Below are 22,070 nucleotides of genomic sequence, written 5' to 3' on the forward strand. Positions count from 1 at the left end.
TTATCAATGAAACTGTTTATCGACACAGCCAATCTGGAAGACATTAAGAAGGCCTACAAAGTCGGCGTCCTGTCCGGCGTGACCACGAACCCGTCTTTGGTCGCCAAAGAAGGCGTGAAATTTGAAGACCGCATTGCCGAGATTTTGCGCGAGGTGCCTGAGGTGGAATCCGTTTCCGCCGAGGTAACGCCGGATGCGTTGACAGCAGAGGAAATGATTGCCCAAGCCGATGAGCTGATCAAAATCAACAACTACGATAAGAACATCACCATCAAGCTTCCGATGACGCTGGCAGGCTTGGAGGCTTGCCGCTACCTGACCAAGAAGGGTGTAAAAACGAACGTCACGTTGATTTTTACCGTAAATCAAGCGTTGCTGGCGGCTCGTGCAGGCGCAACCTATGTTTCCCCGTTCCTCGGTCGTTTGGATGATATCTCCGAGGATGGCGTTCAGCTCGTTACCAAGGTAGCTGAACTGTTCCGCATCCATAACCTGGATTCGCAAATTATCGCTGCGTCAGTCCGTCATCCGGACCACGTCACCCGCGTCGCAATGGCAGGAGCGCATATTGCAACGGTTCCTTTTGCCGTGATCGAACAAATCTCCAAGCATCCTCTGACCGACCAAGGAATGGATAAATTCGCGGCGGATTGGAAGAAGGCTCAGCAGTAATCGGTAAGCCATAGCGTTTCTTTAAGAGGCGATCAAGAGAGCGAAGCTCATCTTGGTCGCCTTTTTGTCCTGCCGGAGCGGGCGTGGGGGGCAAAAAGTTATCTGCTGCATATTGCATGAAACCCGTTAGACGTAGGATGATACTAGTAGCTGGATTTATGAAATTTCAGCTTTGAACAAAAATATTGAAGAAATGGGGATTCCAAGCAACAATATATAAATAACTGCAAGCATACATGCTATATAATCATAGATAAAGGTTGTCTCATGCATATTCGGCCACCCGAAGTGCAGCATGCAGGAGGGAATTACATTGAGCAGGTATATGTTACGTTTGCTGTCGTACAGCCTTATATTAGGAATTCTTCCTGCCGTCTTGATCGGCTTTGTTTCCTATTCGATTGCCTCGGGAGATATAGAGAATAAGGTAAAAGAGGCGAATATGCAATGGTTAGCCCAAACCCAGATGCGGGTCGAGCAAATGCTGAAGTCGATTGAGAAGTCGGCGACCCAATTCGCCAATTCCTCTCTTGTGAAAGCATCGATGAATATCTCATTAACCTCATCCGATTTTGAATCCGTCCGGGAGCTTTCGAAGGAATTGTACAATCTGCAATCCAGCGACGCGATCATAACCCAGGCGTACCTCGTGAACCTGGAACGGAGCTGGGCGTTAAACCTCAATGTCATGAAGCCGCTGGAGCAGTTCGCGAACCGGCAGGAATTTATAGATTATGCCAAGGAGCCGAGAAGCATTCTCTGGTATACCGGGTTGTCTCCCTCCAGCGGGGATGATTTCTCGGAGCCGGTTGACAGCGTCACATTGGTCCATAAGATCCCCATTCTGCCTCAGACCGATAAGCCGCAGGGATTGCTTGTCATCCGAATTGTCGCATCGGAAATTGCCGGGGCGCTCAGTTCTCCTGCAAGCTCCAATCACAGCTACATCTTCGACCGGTCCGGAGAGGATATTCTGGGGAAGGATTCGAGCAAGGAGTCCGAAACGGAAACGAATGAGGAGATCACACGTGCTGTTACCGATCGGTTAAATGCCTATCCGGAGCAGCGGCAGGGGCTGATCCATATGAAGCTGAAGGGTGAAGAGGTAGCGGTGTTATACCGTTCCTCAAATTACAATAGCTGGACCTACGTATCTGTTGTTTCCATAGGGGAGCTGAAGAAGGAGACGCGGAAAATCGCCGAGGTCACTGTGCTCGTCTGTGCTACCATCCTTCTGTTGGTGCTTGCTGGTGTCTTATACGGCAGTCGCCGAATGTACCGTCCTATCGGAAATCTGCTTGAGGTAGCTAGAGGACTTGGTTCTTCCGGGACGGAAGCATCCGCTGCTCCGAAGAAGGATGAACTCGAATTCATTAAAATCAGCATGCAATCCTTAGCGTCATCCAAGGACCGTGTCGAGCAGCAAATGCTGGGCCAAGCGACCCATTTGAAGGAATTTTTCGTATTAAAGCTGTTCACGGGACAGCTGACGGAAAGCGATTACTTGTACAGATCCGTGACCTACGGATTCCCTACGGGCTGGAAGAGATTGGGTGTCCTCGCACTTCAGATCGATAACTTGCAGGAAACGCGTTACGGTGAGGAGGATCGGGAACTGCTGCTGTATGCGATCAGCAATATCACGCAAGAGGTGCTGCCGGCTTCGACCCGGTTCACCCCGATTACGATCAACAAATCCCAGGTGACCCTGATAGCCACAGAACAAGAGGATCCGGACCAGGTCAGACGCATTCTGTATGAGGCTGCGGAGTGTATTAAGAGGAATGCCGAGCAGGTGCTTCAATTGAAGGTGAGCATCGGAATCAGTAACCCGTTCGACCATCTGATGGGTACGGTCAAAGCTTACGGGGAGAGTCTCTCCGCCTTAAAAGCTAGAATCAGCCTCGGTCCGGAGATCATCGTCCATTACAGGGACATTGAGAATCATCTAAGCGCGGAGCATTATGAATATTCCCACCTGAAGGTGCTGGAAGAGAGACTGGTGTATGCCCTTCGGGAAATGCAGCCGAACAGCGCCTCCGAGATATTCCAGCAGTATTTCGATGCGCTGCTTTACAAGGACGGCTATCTATATGAGCATCAAACGCTTCTGCTGCAGCTAGTATCCCGAATACTCCAAATCGTACAGGATCAAGGCATTTCGCTGAAAAAAGTACTTGAGGATGAAGGAACGGTGGAAGGACTGCTTCAGCTCCAAACACGCGAGGAGATCATTCACTGGTTTGAATCCAAACTGTTTACTCCGTTGATTCAGGTGCTGTCCGAAAAGTCCGAAACCCAATACATTAAAATTGCCGATAAATTGGTAAAAATGATTCAGGAGCACTACGATCAGGAGATTACCTTGGAATACTGCTCCCAGCTATTAAACTACCATCCGGTTTATTTAAGCCGTATCTTCAAGAGAGAGATCGGGATTCCCTTCAGCGACTACTTATCGGACTACCGGATGAAGATGGCCAAGGTCATGCTGGAGACAACCGACCTGAAAATTTCTGAAATCGGCGAAAAGCTGCAGTACAAAAATATCAGCTCCTTTATTCGAAGCTATAAGAAGATGTATCAGATCACCCCTGGGCAGCACCGGGAAAAGATCATGAAGGGGAGTACAGAATGAAGACGTATTCCGCTATTTTGTTAACCGGCCTGCTTGTGTCCGGCACCCTTACGGCATGCGGCGGAGTCGGGGGTGAGGAAGCGACGCCGCTTGCCAATGAGCCGTTTTATTTGTCCATTGGGGCGAGCTTGGCCGGTGAGCTTCCTCCCAAGAATAATGCGGTGGAGCAGGTTATTGAAGCCTATACGAATACAAGCCTTCAAATCCAATGGATTCCTCTATCCGCCTATGACGAAAAGGTAAAATTGATGATAGCTTCCGGTGAGCTTCCGAAGCTGATCAAGCTGGCGTATTCCCCAACCTACATCGCCACCTTGAAGGCTGGGCAGTTTTGGGAGCTTGGGCCTTTCCTGAAGGACTATCCCCATCTGTCGGCAGTGGACAAGAGATATTATGAGAACATTTCCGTCGGGGGCAAGATTTACGGGATTCCCGTCTTCCGGAACCTCGGACGTGCCGTCATCCAATACCGGAAGGATTGGCTCGAACGTTTGGGTTTGAAGGTGCCGGTTACGCTGGACGACTGGTATGGTGTCGTTCGTGCCTTGACTCTGGAGGATCCTGATGGAAATGGGAAGAACGATACGTACGGAATGGTTCTGGAGAAGCGTTACAACCAGGATGTCAGCTCTATTCTGACCCGGATTTCCGTTTCCCAGGGCGGCCCGAACAAGTGGAAGGCGGAGAACGGGCGGTTCACACCCGAGTTTATGACGGAGCCTTTCCTTGAAACCATGAAAATGTTCCGGCGGCTTTATCAAGAGAACCTTATCAATTCGGATTTTGCGGTAGTGGATACGATCGAAACGAGCAGAATCTATGATTCGGGCCGAGCCGGTATTCAAATTTCCGGAGGGAATGTGCAGACATGGCAGGACAAGCTGGTCAAGATCGTTCCGAACGCTACAGTTGATGTTGCCCCGCTGGCCGGTCCGAATGGAATCCGGCTTCCCGGTGAACCGGGTAATGCGGGATTTCTGGCTATCCCTAAGGACACGGTAAAGACGGAGGCCGAGGTGAGAAAAATTTTGCATTTTCTCGATAAGCTCATGGAGCCGTCCATGCAAACCGTTATTCTCAAAGGAGTGGAGAACCGGCATTGGACCGATAAGGGGGAGTACACGGAAGTTTTGGATCGTACCTTGGATCTCAGGGAGGTGAAGCCTTACCGGGATATGCTGCCTTCTCTTGGGGAAGAGGAAGCAGCAATCAAACCGAGCGTACAGCCGGAGCTGTTCCGCAAAAATCAGCGAATCGGGAAAGAGTACACCTCTTATATTGTTCCGAACCCGGCACTCATTTTGGATTCGGAAACATTCACCGAGCGGGGAAAGGAACTTGATATCCTCATTACGGATGCGGAGACCAAGTTTATTATGGGCAAAATCGACGAGGCCGGCTGGAGAGCCGAGCTGGAGAAGTGGAAGCAGGCCGGCGGCGAACGGATGATACGGGAATACGAGGAAGCGTATCAAAAACAGTGGAAGTAACGTCGCGGCGGTGACGGAAGATCGGGCCGGATGCATAACGAAAGCGGAGAGCAAGGATCACTTGCTGCTCCGCTTTTTTTCTGTTTGGAATCACCTGTGAGAAGGCCTTCGTGCGTCCGACAAGAGATGCAAAGCTGCTAAAGTGCAGAAATCAACGGTTCCTTGTAGGGGTCAGACGGAGATTTATGAGAATCGGCATCTTTAAGAGAGGTCACCGGCGGAAAACGAGGCCTATGGCCTTGAAATGTTGTACTTAAGCAGAAATCCCTTCGAACCTTGTAGAAAATTATGGAAAAAGTTGCTCTTTTGCAGAAATGTGCTGCAGACACGAGGAGGATGGGTTAGAGCTCATACCCTTCATATAGTAGGAATTAGACACACAAATTGTTCTATCAAGCATATCCCTTGGTTGCCCCGGGGTTACACAGCGGTACTTCAAGCCGCAAAGCGCACTTGGTTATATGAGCGGTATAGCCGGACATCGAAGAATGACCTGATAATGAGAGGCAGAATCCATAGAGAACTTAATGTAGGAGGAACACGGAGATGAAGCAAGATCTGTATGCCCCGGCAGGAAAGCCCGCCTCACTTGCAAAGCAAGGCAGGTTCGGGATCCTGCTGAGGGATCTCATCCGGGACAAGTGGCTGTACTTAATGCTGCTGCCGGGAGTACTTTATTTTATTATTTTCAAATATGTGCCTATGTACGGGGTGTCTATGGCATTCCAGGATTATAGGCCGCATCTCGGATTTTTGGAAAGCCCGTGGGTAGGCTTCAAGCATTTTGAACGATTTTTCTCGGAGCCTCAGTTTGGCATGCTGTTCCGCAATACGATCATTTTGGCGGTGTACAACTTACTTTTTTTCTTCCCGCTGCCTATTATCCTGTCACTCATGCTGAATGAAGTAAGGCAAGCCAAATTCAAAAGCTTCGTACAGACCTTGGTTTACATCCCTCACTTTGTATCGTGGGTTGTTGTCGTGGGGATCTTCTACATCCTCTTTACGACGGAGAACGGGATCCTCAACGAGCTGCTGTATCAGCTGACAGGCAAGAAAATCGCTTTCCTGCTGGAGGCGGAATGGTTCCGGACCATGATCATCACCCAATCCATCTGGAAAGAGGTAGGCTGGGGAACGGTCATCTTCCTGGCTGCACTAGCGGGAGTGGACTTACAGCAATACGAAGCGGCCCGGATCGACGGTGCCGGACGTTGGCGCCAGCTGTGGCACATCACGCTTCCTGCGATTCGCAGCACGATCATTATCTTGTTCATACTGCGTTTGGGGAACTTCTTGGATTCCGGCTTCGAGCACATCTTCCTGATGCTGACTCCGACCAACCGGGAAGTAGGGGAAGTGTTCGATACCTATGTTTACACCAAGGGCTTGACCCAGGCCCAGTACAGCTACAGTGCTGCGGTCGGTCTCTTCAAATCGGTGATTGGTCTTATTCTGGTGCTGGGTTCGAACTGGCTGGCAAAAAAGTTTGGGGAAGAGGGCATTTATTAATGCCTATATCGTTCTAAGGATGGAGGCTCCGAGATGATTCAAGATAAAACAATAGGCAATCGTATTTTCGACATCATGAATTATACTTTGCTGCTGCTTACTGCGCTCATTTGCGTGTTACCCTTCGTGTACGTGTTGGCCGTATCCTTCACAAGTCCCGCCGAGGTAGCCAGAGGCGGCTTGATCCTGTGGCCGAAGGAATGGTCTCTTGCGTCTTATAAGTACATTTTTTCTACGGATACGCTGTTCCGAAGTATGATGGTTTCCATTTATATCACGGTGCTCGGAACGCTCATTAACTTGCTCTTCACCTCGCTAATGGCCTACCCGCTGGCGAAGTCTCACCTGAGAGGACGCCAGACGATTCTCCTTGGCGTATTGTTTACGATGCTGTTCGGCGGCGGGCTGATTCCGACTTATTTTGTTGTTAAGGCGCTTCATCTGACGAATACGCTCTGGTCTCTTATGATTCCAAGTGCGATCAGCGCCTTCAACCTGATTGTTCTGAAAAATTTCTTCCAGCAAATTCCGGACGGTCTCGAGGATTCGGCCCGGATCGACGGTTGTAACGATGTGGGTGTACTGTTCCGGATCGTGCTCCCGTTATCGCTGCCGGCCATGGCGACCTTCGGGCTGTTCTATGCCGTGGGCCACTGGAATCAGTTTTTCAACGCTATTCTTTATATTAGCGACAACACCAAATGGCCGATTCAAGTGCTGCTCAGAGAAATTGTCATCCTGGCCTCAAGCAGCATTGGGGACAACACGATCGACAGCGCGGATATTCAGCCGCTCACCATCCGGATGGCGGTCATCGTATTCGCAACCGTCCCGATCCTGCTCGTTTACCCGTTTCTTCAGAAGCACTTTGCCAAGGGAGTCATGCTGGGGTCCGTGAAAGGGTAAGCGGTTGCTTGCAGCCTTTGCCGTAAGGCTATGAACCTCCCGCATGATCAGATGCTTGAACAGGCTCTTGCTCGTGTGGAGATCACATAGAAACTTTAACATTCCTGGAGGGGTACAAAAAATGAAGAAAAAAGCAGCAGTAATCATGGGTGGCGTCCTGCTGGCAACGACCGTGCTGTCCGCCTGCAGCTCCGGCGGCGACAAGGCAGGCAGCGGAAGCACTCCGTCGCCGGTTGAGGATACGAAGCCGCTTGATCTGTCGATCGTCGTCAATCAGGTAGGGGAAATCCCGCCTAAAGGCAACCCAATGGAACAGGGCATCGCCAAATACACGAACACCAATCTGGAATACCAATGGATTCCGACCTCTGCCTATGACGAGAAGATTAACATCATGATGGCTTCCGGCGAGCTTCCGAAGCTCATGAAGGTTAACTATGTTCCTACTATCATCAATGCAATGAAATCAGACCAGTTCTGGGAAATCGGCTCTCATCTCAAAAATTATAAAAACCTGGCCGCTCAGCCCCAAACGTTCTATGACAACATTCTGGTGGAAGGCAAGCTGTACGGCGTTCCGATCTACCGCGACTTGGGCCGTGCAGTAGTCCATTATCGCAAGGATTGGCTGGATGCGGCGGGTCTGAAAGTGCCGAAAACGCTTGACGATTGGTACAATGTTATGAAGTATGTAGCGGAGAGCGATCCGGATAAGAACGGCAAGAATGACACGTACGGCTACCTGCTGGACAAGAACTATAACCAGGGTACGGCCTCAACCTTGACTCGACTCAGTGTTGCTCAGGGCGGTCCGAATAAATGGAAGGTCGATGCCCAGGGCAATTTCACCCCCGAATTCATGACCGATGAGTTCTTCAGCACCTTGAAGCTGTTCAAGCGGCTTTATGATGAGAAGCTGATCAATCAGGATTTTGCCGTTGTGGATGCTACGACGAATGATAAAGCGTATGAATCCGGCCGCGTGGCCCTGCGTATCTCGGGCGGTAACGCTCAGAGCATGCTGACCAACCTGGTGAAGGTGGTGCCTACCGCCCAGATGGACGTAGCTCCACTGGAAGGGAAAGCAGGCATTCGCGTACCGGCTGAGAGCGGTAATGCAGGAATCCTGGCTATTCCGAAATCGACGGTAAAGACCGAAGCGGAAATGAAGAAGATCCTGACGTTCCTTGATAAGCTGCTGGATAAAGAGATGGTCTACCTTCTTAACAAGGGTATCGAAGGCAAGCATTACAAGGTGGAAGGCGAATTCACCCTTCCGCTCGATAAGGACGCGGACGCCAAGGAAGTGAAGCCTTACCGCGATACCATGCTTCAACGCGGCGACAACTATAATATGGATAAGCCGATGAAAGAAACCGAGCTGTTCCAGAAGAACAAAAAGACGGTCAGCGATAATGATAAGTATGTAGTAAGCAATCCGGCTCTCACCTTAGATTCGGCCATGTTTACAGAACGCGGCAAAGAGCTGGAGCAAATGATCACGGATGCGGAAACGAAGTTCATCATGGGCAAATTGGATGAAGCCGGCTGGAAAGCGGAAATCGACAAATGGAAAAAAGCCGGTGGAGACAAAATGATGGAGGAATACAAAGCGGCTTATTTAAAAGCGAAGAAATAACAGCGTTAGGAACAAGAGAACCGTCTTAGCAAGCAATGGCTAGGTAAGACGGTTTTCTTCTATATGTCATGTCATATGCCTGAGGGAAACAAGCGATATGCGGCAGGAAACTTTTTTAAGCGGTTACATTTCAACAGCGGTTTTAACGTAACAGGTTATCTGCGACGTATAGATTGCAATAGTTTTCGGCGCCATAATGAAAACGGAACGGCAGGCGAATACGCTGCAGTCGAGGAAAGGGGGTGGAACGAAAGCTTCGATCTGGCAGTTTGCAGTTACAGCAATCGGAAAGAGGTACTTGTGTTTCACCAAATGATTATAGGAGAGAATCGAATGTACAATCGATACCAACGCAACATAAGCAGACTCCTTGTGCTTATCATGCTGATGACAACGCTTTTTGGCACGGGCAGCGTCCATGTACTGGCCGGCAGCACGACCAATACCAGAGGCTTCGACGTGTGGGATTTCGGCGGAGTGCCGGAAGCGGGGGAAGCCTACGTAAATCACATTACAGTCAGCTTGCTGAATGGTTTTACCGACTATGTTTCAGCGGGCGGGTCGCCTGCGAAAGGAGTGTTTAAAGCCAACGCTCCTTTCGGCGAATTAACCCTGTTCACATCGGGAACTCATAACAGACTTTACTATTATGACGGAAATGCGAACGGTGCGTTATCCTACGGCAACCCCACTAGCAAAACCTTTAGTGACGGATATGTTTCGAAAGGCTCCATCTACTCCGGCGGTAACGGGGACGATACAGCCAAGTATATGAGGATTGACAATGTGGTTGCCGGGGACACCATTACTCTTTATGGATTCGTCACGAATGGTACCGGCACCACCAAAGTAAATTTTGATTTGACCAACGCGGCAAACGTAACTACTAGAAAAAATACGGATACAGTGGATCAGGACGGAAAAAAGGTTACGTATTTGGCTCAAGAGTCCGGGACCTTAAAAATCTATTTTACAGAGTCTACAGGAAGTGTTAAACCGAATGTCGCTAGAATTACCAGAACGCCCGGCGTGAAAGTAAGCGGTAATTTGAATATGAACGGGTATGCGCTTTCAGGCCATTCGCTTGTATTTCAGAACAATTCAACCGGAGATGTCCTCAAGGCAACGCTAAACCCGGACGGTACTTATGATGCAATTCTTCATGCGGGTTATTCCTACACTGCCGTTCTGCAAGGCGTCAGCTCCGAATACTCGATTTCCGACACTTCGAAGACATTGACCGCCTCGGCGTCGGATATTGCGAATGGAATCGGAAATAAAACCTTGGATGTTGCTCAAACCGCTATGGCCAATGTAAGCGGAAACATGATCGGGTTCGATAGCGGGTACAGCTTGAATAACTTCAAACTCACGTTAAACCCGCCGGAAGGAAGCCTTGCTCCGGTCGTTGAGGCTGCAGTCAATAAAACCGATATGACGTATACCGCGGATGTCCGGGCAGGGGTAGCATACTCCGTAACGCTTTCCGGTGTCAACGATTATGAACTCATAAGCGGAGGCAGCGTCAATACAACTGTGAACATAACACAAAATATCACAGTAGCCAAAAAGGCGGTCTATACGGCATCGGGGACGTTTGTAGGGCTGCCGTCAACCGTAACCGTTTCCAGCATCAAATTTACAAATGTGAGTGACGGCTATGGCTATACCGGTATCGTTACCGGCTCTGGGAACGGGGTGGATGGGGGATACACGGTCACTCTCAGAGACGGTGCCTACGCCATCACGGCGGTTTCCTCAGACCCTACCTATTCAACGATCGGGCATGTTGTGGTGAATGGAAGCAGCGTAACGAAGGATGTCAAATTCTCGACGACCACACCTCCTACCGCACTTCCAAGAGTTTCCGATTTGTATGTAGGAGACAGCTCCAAGGCGAATAACTTTGCGACAGTAAAGGAAGCGCTCGCAGCTGCAGCCCGGATGAACCCGACCAGTGAAGCGCAAAGAATTACGATCCATATTGCCCCGGGTATTTATCGGGAACAACTGATCGTGAAAACTCCCTATATCAGCTTTGTCAACACAGATCCGAACCAGGAGGTAAAAATCACGTGGTACTACGGCGTCGGATATGATTACTACAGTGCCGGGCCCGACGGTACCTACAACGAGGATCGAGCTTTTGACAAATATGCCAAAGGTTTTCCCGGAAATTTCAAGTGGGGAGCTACCGTTTTTCTGGCGAAAGAAGCGAAAGGGTTTCGCGCGGAAAGCATTACCTTTGAAAATTCGTTTAATAAGTACGTGACCCAGGAAGAGCTCGATGACGGAGTCGAGGTTACCAAAATCAGCACACCGACCAATCTTACCGTAAGAAAGATGGGCCTTGACGTGACTTCGAGGGCAGCTACCGAAAGAGCTGCGGCGATCGGAATCGAGGCCGATAATGTTGAATTTTACAAAAGCAAATTTCTTTCCAATCAGGATACGCTGTATACCGGAAACTCGGCAACCAATCAATACTTTAAGGATTGCTTTATCGAAGGAAATACGGATTATATTTTCGGCGATGGGAATGTCGTATTCGATAATTGCATCTTGAATTTCGCAGGGTACAGCGATCAAGCCTCGGGGGGTTACATTACCGCTGCCAAGCCTTCTGCGGGAACCGCCTTCGGATATTTGTTCCGAGATTCCATCATAACGGCGACGAGCAGCAAAATGCAGACCTCCGGCCATTTCGGAAGACCTTGGGGACAAGAGGCAAAGGTGAAATTTTTGGACTCGAAGCTTCAGGACAGCTCTCTTATTACACCTGAAGGGTGGGCGTCCATGAGCAGCTCTACCCCTGAAAATGCCGGCTTTTACGAATATAACACCACCTATAACGGGGTTCCGGCGGACACCTCGGCAAGAAGGGGAAAGGTGCTCACAGGCGAGGCCGCTGTTACGGATGTCACTTATTATTTGGGCAGTGACTGGACGCCGAAGTATTTCACACCTGGAAGCGTGACGGCACCTAATGTGCAAGCTGACTCAAAATCCTCAACCCAGATCGACCTTAGCTGGCAGCCTTCCGCCAGTACGCTTGGCTCAGTGATTTATGCCGTCCATCAGAATGGTCAGAAGATCGCCACTACAACGGAAACGAAATACGCAGTTGGGGGACTTGCTCCGTCTACGGCTTACAGCTTTCATGTAACGGCTACGAGCACAGCGGGCAATACGGCGGCGAGTGCGGTGGTTCAAGCGACCACAACGGCTGTTTCTGCAGGTGTCCCTGCGGCACCGACGATCGCGGCAACCGCCGGTAACGGCACAGCTAACATTACGTGGAGCACCGTAACGGGCGCAACATACTTCACGGTAAAGGGCAAGCCGACGGGAAGTACAGTGTACAGCATGGTATATACGTTGAACAGTCCGACGGTAACTTCTTACACTTACTCAGGCTTGATCAATGGAACGGCATATGATTTTGTTGTAACCGCGTCCAATAGCTACGGTGAAAGCGCCAATTCGAACATGGTCAGCGTTACGCCGGGAGCAACACCGGGCTCCAATGGGAAAATCAAGCCGGAGGACTTCATTGGCGCCGATATCGGTAGTCCGACCCTAGCCGGTTCATCAAGCTTTGATGATGATACAAATGTATTCACTCTAACAGGGTCAGGAAAAGGGATTGATAAAAACGCAACCGGATTGGACCAGTTCTACTTGAAGGCTGTTAAGCTCAAGGGGGATTATTCCATCAGTGCAAAAGCTAATTTGGTAGGCTCCGGATCTGCGTCTTACGGCAATTTGGGGTTAACCGTAAGGGAGAGCTTGGATGCCAACAGCTACCACTATTCGCTCTTCGGGCAATTCAATAGTACATCGAACGCAAGAAAAATGTATAGATACAGCGGACAATCAAACGGCTCCAATGAAACCATTATTCTTCAAGGTACAGCCTATTTGAAGCTAACCAAGGTTGGGGATAAGATCACAGCGATTGTTAGTTCTGCACCCATTCCTGAGAATCCGGTAGCATCCGATACGTTGAAAATCATCAGTGCTACTGCCACAAGATTAGGTCTGGATGCCAGCGGAAATCCAAAAGAGCTTTACGTAGGTTTGATGGCGACCTCAGCGAATACAACCAGGTCCGTTACGGGGACTTTTGAAGATGTAACCATTGTCATGGCTGACGGCACAGTCGCTTTTGATTCGAATGAGGGGAAGCCGATCGCACCCAAAAGCGTTGCAGTAAAGCCATATGATAAGAGTGCGCTCGTTACTTGGAACCCTCTTGCTACAGCGACGTCCTATACGGTAAAACAGAGCACAAGTGCGCAAGGTCCATTTACGGAGGTACAAACGGTTACCGGTTCTGTATATCAGGCCCAGATCAGCGGTCTGGAAAATGAAAAGACGTACTATTTTGTCGTAACTGCAAGCAATGCAAGCGGGGAAAGTATTCCGTCCCAAGTGGTAAGCACTGTTCCTACCGCCTCCGCATTAGTGCCGCCGGTCATCACCATGACCTCCGCTGAGCCGGCAGGTCAGGTATTCAGCGCTGTGCTGCCTCTTAGCGGAGCCGTAGACAAACAAAGCGTCTTAACCATCAGTAATAACGGCGTCCCTGTAAAACTCGATGGAGAGAAAACAAGCTTATCCCTTAGCAAGAACGGAGCCTTCAACGTCACTTTGATTCTGGTGCCGGGTGTGAATGACATCGAAATCAAAGCGGTGGATACTTACGGGAATGAAACCACGAAGAAGTATCATGTAACTTATACCTATAAAGCGGCAAACCTTGCCTTCTATGATGCGAACGGTCAAGCAGTTACCGAATTGGCGGCAGGCAAGGACATTGTTGTCAAGGCTCAGGTTGAAAATTACATTGCTTCTACGAAGGATGCTGTCATGGTTCTTGGCCTATACGACGAGCATAACAACCTGATGAAATTTGTGTATGCGGCCAAGACTTTATCGAACGGGGAAACAGAACAGTTCGCTGCACGGATAAAGCTGCCGGATGATGTGAGCGGCTACACAGTAAAAGCTTTCATATGGGACAGCTTCATGGATATGAATCCTGTATCTGATGTGACCGTGTTGAAGTAGGACCAAACTAGGAGGATAGCTTACCATGAGAAAGAAATTTGTATTTGCCGTGATGTGCGCTCTAGTGGGCTTTTCATCACTGGCTCCTGATGTAACGGTCAAAGCCGAGAGTGCAGGAGCCCCTTCTACCATCCCGGCATTTCCCGGTGCCGAAGGCGGAGGCATGTATGCCAGCGGCGGCCGCGGCTATGATGTATATGAAGTTACCAATTTGAATGACTCCGGTCCGGGGTCGTTAAGAGATGCCATAAGCAGCGATAACCGAATGGTTGTGTTTCGTGTTTCGGGAACCGTTCACTTATCAAGCTCATTAAGCTTTTCGGGCAGAAAAAATATTACCGTCGCGGGGCAAACCGCCCCGGGGGACGGGATCGCAGTGGCCGGATACAACACGGATGTAAGCAATGCGAATAACATCATCATTCGCTACCTGCGTTTTAGACCCGGCTCGGCGAATATTCATAGTGAACCGGATTCCCTTGGCGGCAGAGGCTCCAATTACTTGATGATTGACCACGTATCAGCAAGCTGGTCTACGGACGAAACACTATCCTTCTACGAGAACAACAATATGACGGTTCAGTGGAGCTTGATCAGCGAGAGCCTGACGGTATCCGGTCACATTAAGGGAAAACATGGATACGGCGGTATCTGGGGAGGAAATGCGACAAGCTTCCATCACAATATGTTTGTTAACCATACGAGCCGGATGCCAAGGCTCGGAAACGGTACGACCCCAGGCACTGTAACCATGGCTAATAATGTGATCTATAACTGGGGCTTTAATAACACGTATGGAGGAACGATCGGGCTTAAATCCAATGTAGTCAATAACTACTACAAACCGGGTCCTTCCACCGATAGTTCCGTAAAAGGGAGAATCATAAACCCTGGCGACGGGGAATTTTATATCAACGGTAATTTCATGTTTGGCAATCCCGAGGCAAGTGCTGACAATCGAAAGGGGATTCAAGACCAAAGTGCATCCACAGTGATTTCCAATACTCCCTTTCAAGACAATGGGTACAATTTGTTGAATGTGGAGGATCCTCAGGCAGCCTATAACCATGTGATACGTCAAGTAGGCGCGGTCCTGCCCAAGCGGGATGCGGCCGATGCCCGAATCATTCAGGATGTGATCGATGGAACAGGAAGAATCATCAATCGGGAATATGAGGTCGGCGGTTACCCCGAATTGGGAACAGGAGCCATTCCAGATGATACGGATCATGACGGAATGCCCGATGCATGGGAGGAGTCGCATGGCTTGAACAAGAACGATGCTTCTGACGGCAAAGCCATCACGGCCAGCGGCTACAGCAATTTGGAAATTTATTTGAACAGCTTGGTGGATTGGTCTTATGCACCGGAGAATCCGGTCGTGAAGGTGACAACCCCAACCTATAACGCTTTATATGGTGCAGGCGGCCCCATACAAGTGGATGTAGATGCCTCCGATGCCGATGGAATTGCAAAGGTAGAATTTTATAAGAATGACGCTAAGCTCGGTGAAGACTTGGAAGCTCCGTATAGCTATATTTTGGAGCAAGCTGAAGAAGGTACCTATTATATCTCAGCAAGAGCTTACGATAACAAAGGAAATGCGACGCAGAGCACCTCTATGCCAATCCATGTGAATGGTCCTGAGGTTACGGCTCCCTGGAATTCAGCGGACATTGGGAACACTCCCGTACAAGGAAGCGGAAGCTTGGATGCCTCCGGTGTTTTGACCGTTAAGGGATCCGGGAAGATTACAGGAACAAAGGACAGCTTCCACTTCGTCTATCAGCCTATCAGCGGCAATGCAGCATTAACGGCCCGACTTGATTCGATCGCACTCTTGGATAACAATGCGATTTCCGGTCTCATGATCCGGGAAAGTCTGGAGCCCGATGCGGCCGAGGCATTCATCAGTTCCTCCATCGTCAAGGCGGACAGGGATGAGAATATGAACGGCGACAAAGACGATACCTACTATGCGACTTATTTTTCAACGAGAATGAATAAGGGTGAAGCGGTAAAAACATTGGATGGTGCCGCCTATCCTCAGGACTATCTGCCGGCTTTAACGGATCACAACTTACCTATCTGGCTGAAAATCGAGCGGGTCGACAACACGGTAATTGCGTACACCTCCACGGACGGGTTTGCCTGGAAGGAGCTTGCGAGGAAGGCCTTTGCCATGGGGAAGGAAGCCTATATCGGTTTTGCGGTCGATGCGACGCAGCCGTCCATTGCCAATGTGTATTACAATACGGCGAAGTTCTCAGCTATTCGGCTTACGAATTCCTTTACTGTAAGCGATGTAAAGATCACCGATATTTGGGGCAAACCTGTCGTCGGTCTTACGCCTGGATTGAATGCGGTAGCCGCAGTTACGGTAAATAAAAATTCCAGCGCGAATCAAACTGCTGTCATTGCCATTCAGCTTTGTGACGCGAACGATAACGTACTGGGTACTTCCTATGTAGAATCGCCGTTTAGCGCGGGACAAACCAAAACGGTGAAAGCGGGCTTCAGCACTCCGATGCATTTGGAGGGACTCAAGATCAAAGCTTTCGTGATCAACAAAATGACAGATGGAATGAAAATTTCAAATGAAATTACGGTTCATTAGTCGGACTGGGGTAACTAGGAGACCGGTGCGGAATCTAAGTTAGGGGCGAGCATATGAGTAAGATGAATTTAAAGTATTTTCGAGCTTTCATAGCGGTGCTGCTATTTTCGGCAATGATGGTCAATGCAAGCACTATAAAAGGATTCGCCGCTTCAGCTCTAACCGTTCAGCAAACGATTGAAAATAATAGAGCCGAATTTAAAGTAACGGATACGGCGGCATCCAATGATCCGGTAACCATAGTCATCCTGCAAAAGCAGACGAACTCGCTTGTATTTGCGGATCAAGCGAGCCTTGCGGGCGGAGCGGCTACGTTTATTACCTTATTGCCCAAAGGGGATTATACCGGATTTGTTGGTTCCGCAAGCAGCAATAAGGTCAATCTTCAGGACTTCAGTATCGTGAAAGAAGAGAGCATCGTCGGATTCCGACCGCTGAAGGCCATTGCTGTTGCAAAGGGCGCATCGGTAGTATTGCCAAGCTCCGTCATTGCCATTTTTGATGACGGAGCCAATAGAGAGGTCGGCGTACAGTGGACACATGTTCCATCAACGGACGTATCCGGTCAGTTTACCGCTATCGGTAAAGTGAACGGCAGCAGCGAAACGGTGAGATTGAGCTTGCAGGTCGGTGAAAGCAACACTGGCGGCGGCGACAACGGCGGCGGCGACAACGGCGGCGGTAACAACGGCGGCGGTAACAACGGCGGCGGTAACAACGGCGGCGGGAACAACGGCGGCGGCGACAACGGCGGCGGGAACAACGGCGGCGGCGACAACGGCGGCGGCGACAACGGCGGCGGTAACAACGGCGGCGGGAACAACGGCGGCGGGGACAACGGCGGCGGTAACAACGGTGGCGGTAACAACGGCGGCGGCGACAACGGTGGCGGCGACAACGGCGGCGGCGCCAGCGGCGGCGGCAGCAACGGAGGTGCTAACCAAGCATCGATTACCGTGACACCTAAGCTCGATCGTTCCACAACTACAGCGAAAGCGGAAATCGCGGCAGCGGTAATCGATTCCGCCTTTGCCAATGCAGCGACTGACATTAAGGGTATCAGAACAGTCACAATCAACCTGGACAAAGTAGACGGTGCCAAAGCGTACGAGCCGACTTTGCCGGCAAGCGTGCTGGTACAGGGAGACAAAAAGCAGATTATCAAAGTAAATACCCCTATAGGAAGCGTGGAATTACCCGGCAACATGGTCAAAGCTTCTTCGGCTGCAGCCGGTACGATCATTTCCGTTCCGATTGAAGCGGTTGATAAATCCTTTATAGCAGACCCGAAATTGAGAGATGCGATAGGTGACAGGCCGATAATAGAATTGAATCTGAAAGTGGACGGTAAGCTCATAAGCTGGGCAAATAAGGATGCAGCCGTTAAGGTGTCTGTCAAGTACACACCCAAACCCGAGGAAATAAAGAATAACGAGCATATTGTGATTTGGTATATCGATGGCGCCGGGAAAGCCGTCAAGGTTCCGAATGCCAAATACAATGCCGCAGCGGGAACGGTAACCTTTACTACGACCCATTTCAGTCAATATGCTATTTCCTATGACTTTAAGACCTTCGACGATGCGGGTATATATCCATGGGCACAAGTTCCGATTGAAGTGCTGGCTTCTAAAGGAATCATCAACGGGGTTTCTGCAACTGCGTTCAATCCCGCGGAGAAGATAACAAGGGCGGACTTCCTGCTGCTCCTGGTGAAGACATTGGGAATATCAGCGGACTTCAGTGACAACTTCAGTGATGTCAGCCCATCCGATTACTACTATGAGGCGTTGGGCATTGCCAAACAACTCGGGATCGCAAATGGAACCGGCGCGAATGTCTTCCATCCCATGGAATATATCTCTCGTCAGGATTTGATGGTTCTCAGCGCAAGAGCGTTAAAAATTGCCGGGATGAGTACAAATCAGGGCAGCGCTGAAGTGATTCAGAAGTTCAGTGATCAATCGAGTGTTGCTTCCTATGCGGTTGAAGACATCCGCACTATGGTGAAGGAAGGCATCGTGACCGGAGATGGGAACCTTCTCCACCCGCAAGACAATGCCACCAGAGCTGAAACGGCTGCCATCCTGTACAGAATCTTTAAAAAGCAATAAAAAGTACAGCTAAAAAGACTCCGGAGCCGGTTGAAACGGATCCGGAGTTTTTTCTTCGAAATCGCCCGATACTCTCTATCTAATGATAATTAGTCCTAGGCTGCAACGTGCCCAACAAAAGGATGCAAGGCCGCTAAAAAAGTCAATTTCATAATTAGAAAGCCCTTGTTGAATAAGGGTATTCGGCATACAAAAGCAGGAGTACCTCCCCACATTCTCGATGTTAAGGTTACCCAATGGCATGGGCAACACGAAGGCGCAAAAAACGGGCTTTTGTCGATCTCGAACTCAATGTACAACTCGAAATCGGTTACCTGTGGCAGATAGATGGCGTTACAGGGCGTCTGGCGCGTAACACGGCCCGGTAATGCTCCCTGTAACGTTATGAAATCACCTTACTGTACCAAAAATGTGTTCATCTTCCACTGTAAGATGAAAAAATCGCCTTACAATGCGTCTGGTGCTTAACACGGGCCGGTAACGCTCCCTGTAACGTTATGAAATCACCATACTGTACCAAAAATGTGTTCATCTGCCACCGTAAGATGAACACATCGCGTTACAGGCGTCTGGCGCTATATCGGGCCGGTAATGCTCCTTGTAACGTTATGGAAAATCATCTTAATGGGTAAATTTCGCAAGCAGATTTGCGCTGCCAAAGCTCAATTTGTGCGATTGAAGTCAATATTATTATGAAATTGACTTAAAGTACAGAAATCGACGAACCCAATCGACGTTCAGAACGTGATTTGTGAGAATATACAACTTGCAGTTTGGCAGAAATGTCCTTTCGAAGCTGAATTGGCCTATATAGCAAAGGATTCGCAGAGAACTTTCCGGATTCAAATATACAATGACAAAAATATTTAAGTTTTAAGAAAAAGGGTCAAAAATTATCCCATTCAATTAGCAGATTCTTGCTCTATAATGATGGTGAGAAAAAGAATCCGACGGATGAGAAGGGAATGCCATACCATGAAATCGCAGAAATCAAGAACGGAACGACAGTGGACCATGCCGGAGGTGCTGCTTCCGGAAATACCGGACCGTTCCGTAAGATTAACGGACTTCGGTGCCGTTGGGGACGGCCGAACGGACAATACAGGAGCCTTCCGCCAAGCCATCGAAGCGTGTGCCCAAGCCGGAGGAGGCAGGGTCGTGATCCCTCCCGGGTTGTGGCTGACCGGACCTCTGAAGCTGACGAGCCGGCTGGAGCTTCACACGGAGGCGGGTGCAACGGTGCTGTTCAGCAAACGGTTTGCGGATTATCCGCTTATTCGATCGACATTTGAAGGGAAGCCGTCGATCCGCTGCCAGTCTCCGCTGGATGCCGAAGGCGAGGAGCATATCGCCATAACGGGCAAAGGCGTGTTCGACGCCGGTGGAGATGCTTGGCGGCCGGTGAAGCGCTGGAAGATGACGGATAAGCAGTGGGCCCGTCTCGTTCGCTCCGGCGGCGTTGTTGATGAAGCGCAAGAAATGTGGTGGCCGACTGATGCAGCGCTGAAGGGAGCATCCCGCGTGGAACAGCTGCTTCGGGAAGAGAAGTCGGATACGGCGGATTTTCTGCCCTACCGCGACTACTTGAGGCCGAATCTGTTAAGCTTTCGGAGATGCAAGCATATTTTGCTGGACGGACCGACCTTTCAGAATTCAGCGGCTTGGAATCTGCATCCATGGGCATCGGAGCATGTGACGATCCGGAATGTAACCGTGCGTAATCCGTGGTATGCGCAAAACGGCGACGGGCTAGATCTCGATTCCTGCCGTTATGCTCATGTGGAAGCATGCTCATTCGACGTGGGCGACGATGCGATCTGCATGAAGTCGGGCAAGGACGAGGCCGGCCGTGCGCTGGGCATTCCGAGTGAATACATTACGATCAAGGATTGCACCGTATACCATGGGCACGGAGGCTTCGTCATCGGCAGCGAGATGTCTGGGGGAGTGCGCCGCGTACACATCAGCGATTGCACGTTCATGGGGACGGATATCGGACTTCGCTTCAAGAGTGCCAGAGGACGCGGGGGTGTCGTTGAGGAGATCTTCATCGAGCGGATCCGTATGACGGATATTGTCGGCGAAGCGATCTCCTTCCACCTTTTTTACGAAGGAGTGGAAGGATCGGGAACAGCCAGGGAAGAGAGCTTTCCGGTTACGGTCGAGACCCCGGTTTTCCGTAACATTCACATCCAGGATGTGGACTGCACCGGGGCGGAGAAGGCGTTCCTCGTGAACGGACTTGCGGAAATGCCTCTGGAAGGGGTAACGCTGCAGAACTACACCGCTACGGCAAAGGAAGGCATCGTGTGCCACAACGTTACGAAGCTGGCGCTGGAGGACGTGAGCCTCTTCACGACGGAAGGCCCTTTGGTGAAGCTGCACCAAAGCCGTGAGGTCGAGATCGTCCGCTTAAGGGGAGCGGGAGGAGCCGCGGACAATCGGATGCTTGCGGTATCCGGCAGCAGCTCTACCCAAATCGAATGCCGCGATCCGCAGACTCTGCCTACACACAGGGCTGTTTCTACAGCTCCCGAGGTGGATGGCAAAGTAATTCGCTTGAGCTAATAACGATGATCTTGTCTGTAGTGGAGGGGAGAAACCCCAGTCACCTTCTTGAACGTTTTGTTGAAATGAGAAATATGCTCGAAGCCGACCTGCTCGGCAACGGCGTGCACCTTCTGACGGGTCGTCCTAAGCAGCTTCTGCGCTTCGCGGATCCGGACCACCCGAATATACTCGCTGATATGGAAGCCGGTCAGCTTAAGGAAGATGCGGCTTAAATAGGCCGGGCTGATGAAGAATTGCTTCGCCAGTTGCTCCAGCGTGAGTGCCTCACGGTAGTTGGTTTGGATATACGCCGTAATTTCGGACACCTTCTGGTGCATCGGATGACTCGGGGCCGGCGATACAGGAATGTCCGCGTTGATCCGGTGCAGCCGGATCAGAAGCTCCAGAAGCAGATGGCGCACATAGGCATCGTGCAGGGGCTGCTCTTCCTTGCATTCCCCGACCATTTGCAGCAGGAGACGCTCAAGCTCCGGCTGCTCCTTGGGGGGAATCCGCAGCAGCGTGGATTCCAAGAAGGGATTCATTCGCAGGATGTCACCGTCCGCTTCATGAAGAAATTCCGGCGTGAAATGGATCAACACCCGTTCGAACTGCTCCACCTGCGAGCTGGCGGTGGAATGGAGGTCGTGGGGGACGACGATGACGATGTCGCCTTTTTGTGCGGTATGCACCTTGCCGTTCATAAAGTAAACCCGTTCCCCTTCGAGCAAGCAGTACAGCTCATAGAACGAATGCGAATGAGGGCGCTGCATGGCGGAGAAGCCGTAGCGGCGCATCCGCTGTATGGCAAACGAACCGTCGCCAATCATATATTTTTTTTCGATAAGGTCATTCATCT

The 22,070-nt window shown here is 50.3% G+C and carries 11 protein-coding genes; 10 read left to right on the forward strand and 1 reads right to left on the reverse strand.

From position 1 onward, the window contains the following. Positions 1-6 precede the first annotated feature (6 nt). The 10 genes from fsa to RAC89_RS19880 all read left to right on the forward strand — a co-directional run bounded on the left by fsa (position 7) and on the right by RAC89_RS19880 (position 21,229). Positions 7-672, forward strand: coding sequence for a fructose-6-phosphate aldolase (gene fsa / locus RAC89_RS19835; RefSeq protein WP_306615426.1), 666 nt, complete (start codon positions 7-9; stop codon positions 670-672). Between the two features lie 313 nt (positions 673-985). Continuing rightward, a complete protein-coding gene (locus RAC89_RS19840; protein ID WP_306615427.1) occupies positions 986-3,310 on the forward strand; it encodes an AraC family transcriptional regulator in 2,325 nt (774 codons plus the stop codon). Next, positions 3,307-4,800 (forward strand): extracellular solute-binding protein, encoded by a 1,494-nt coding sequence (locus tag RAC89_RS19845; RefSeq protein ID WP_306615428.1) that lies wholly within the window; start codon positions 3,307-3,309, stop codon positions 4,798-4,800. The genes RAC89_RS19840 and RAC89_RS19845 overlap by 4 nt, the downstream gene beginning before the upstream one ends. A 546-nt stretch (positions 4,801-5,346) precedes the next feature. Next, positions 5,347-6,312 carry an ABC transporter permease gene (locus RAC89_RS19850; protein WP_306615429.1) on the forward strand — a complete coding sequence of 322 codons (966 nt, stop codon included), beginning with the start codon at positions 5,347-5,349 and terminating at the stop codon, positions 6,310-6,312. A gap of 33 nt (positions 6,313-6,345) precedes the next feature. Beyond that, complete coding sequence (locus RAC89_RS19855; protein WP_306615430.1) at positions 6,346-7,218, forward strand: carbohydrate ABC transporter permease; 873 nt, start codon at positions 6,346-6,348, stop codon at positions 7,216-7,218. Between the two features lie 121 nt (positions 7,219-7,339). Beyond that, positions 7,340-8,857, forward strand: coding sequence for an extracellular solute-binding protein (locus RAC89_RS19860; protein WP_306615431.1), 1,518 nt, complete (start codon positions 7,340-7,342; stop codon positions 8,855-8,857). A gap of 333 nt (positions 8,858-9,190) precedes the next feature. Next, on the forward strand, positions 9,191-13,930 hold the full coding sequence (locus tag RAC89_RS19865; RefSeq protein WP_306615432.1) for a pectinesterase family protein: 4,740 nt from the start codon (positions 9,191-9,193) through the stop codon (positions 13,928-13,930). Between the two features lie 25 nt (positions 13,931-13,955). Continuing rightward, positions 13,956-16,547 (forward strand): Ig-like domain-containing protein, encoded by a 2,592-nt coding sequence (locus RAC89_RS19870; RefSeq protein ID WP_306615433.1) that lies wholly within the window; start codon positions 13,956-13,958, stop codon positions 16,545-16,547. Positions 16,548-16,600: 53 nt separating this feature from the next. Continuing rightward, positions 16,601-18,661 carry an S-layer homology domain-containing protein gene (locus RAC89_RS19875; protein ID WP_306615434.1) on the forward strand — a complete coding sequence of 687 codons (2,061 nt, stop codon included), beginning with the start codon at positions 16,601-16,603 and terminating at the stop codon, positions 18,659-18,661. Positions 18,662-19,636: 975 nt separating this feature from the next. Next, positions 19,637-21,229, forward strand: a complete 1,593-nt coding sequence (locus RAC89_RS19880) for a glycoside hydrolase family 28 protein (protein ID WP_306615435.1) — start codon at positions 19,637-19,639, stop codon at positions 21,227-21,229. Here the strand turns inward: RAC89_RS19880 and RAC89_RS19885 are convergent. Beyond that, positions 21,226-22,068, reverse strand: a complete 843-nt coding sequence (locus RAC89_RS19885; RefSeq protein WP_284638336.1) for an AraC family transcriptional regulator — start codon at positions 22,066-22,068, stop codon at positions 21,226-21,228. The two genes, RAC89_RS19880 and RAC89_RS19885, sit on opposite strands and share 4 nt — an antisense overlap. Positions 22,069-22,070 lie beyond the last annotated feature (2 nt).

It is taken from the genome of Paenibacillus sp. GD4 (genome assembly GCF_030846225.1).
Lineage (GTDB): Bacteria > Bacillota > Bacilli > Paenibacillales > NBRC-103111 > Paenibacillus_G > Paenibacillus_G silviterrae.

What these genes read in the sequence shown, in the direction of transcription:
- RAC89_RS19855 (WP_306615430.1), top strand. Translation starts at nt 6,346, where the DNA reads ATGATTCAAGATAAAACAATAGGCAATCGTATTTTCGACATCATGAAT.
- RAC89_RS19845 (WP_306615428.1), top strand. Translation starts at nt 3,307, where the DNA reads ATGAAGACGTATTCCGCTATTTTGTTAACCGGCCTGCTTGTGTCCGGC.
- RAC89_RS19870 (WP_306615433.1), top strand. Translation starts at nt 13,956, where the DNA reads ATGAGAAAGAAATTTGTATTTGCCGTGATGTGCGCTCTAGTGGGCTTT.
- RAC89_RS19860 (WP_306615431.1), top strand. Translation starts at nt 7,340, where the DNA reads ATGAAGAAAAAAGCAGCAGTAATCATGGGTGGCGTCCTGCTGGCAACG.
- RAC89_RS19850 (WP_306615429.1), top strand. Translation starts at nt 5,347, where the DNA reads ATGAAGCAAGATCTGTATGCCCCGGCAGGAAAGCCCGCCTCACTTGCA.
- fsa (WP_306615426.1), top strand. Translation starts at nt 7, where the DNA reads ATGAAACTGTTTATCGACACAGCCAATCTGGAAGACATTAAGAAGGCC.
- RAC89_RS19880 (WP_306615435.1), top strand. Translation starts at nt 19,637, where the DNA reads ATGAAATCGCAGAAATCAAGAACGGAACGACAGTGGACCATGCCGGAG.
- RAC89_RS19865 (WP_306615432.1), top strand. Translation starts at nt 9,191, where the DNA reads ATGTACAATCGATACCAACGCAACATAAGCAGACTCCTTGTGCTTATC.
- RAC89_RS19885 (WP_284638336.1), bottom strand. Translation starts at nt 22,068, where the DNA reads ATGAATGACCTTATCGAAAAAAAATATATGATTGGCGACGGTTCGTTT.
- RAC89_RS19875 (WP_306615434.1), top strand. Translation starts at nt 16,601, where the DNA reads ATGAGTAAGATGAATTTAAAGTATTTTCGAGCTTTCATAGCGGTGCTG.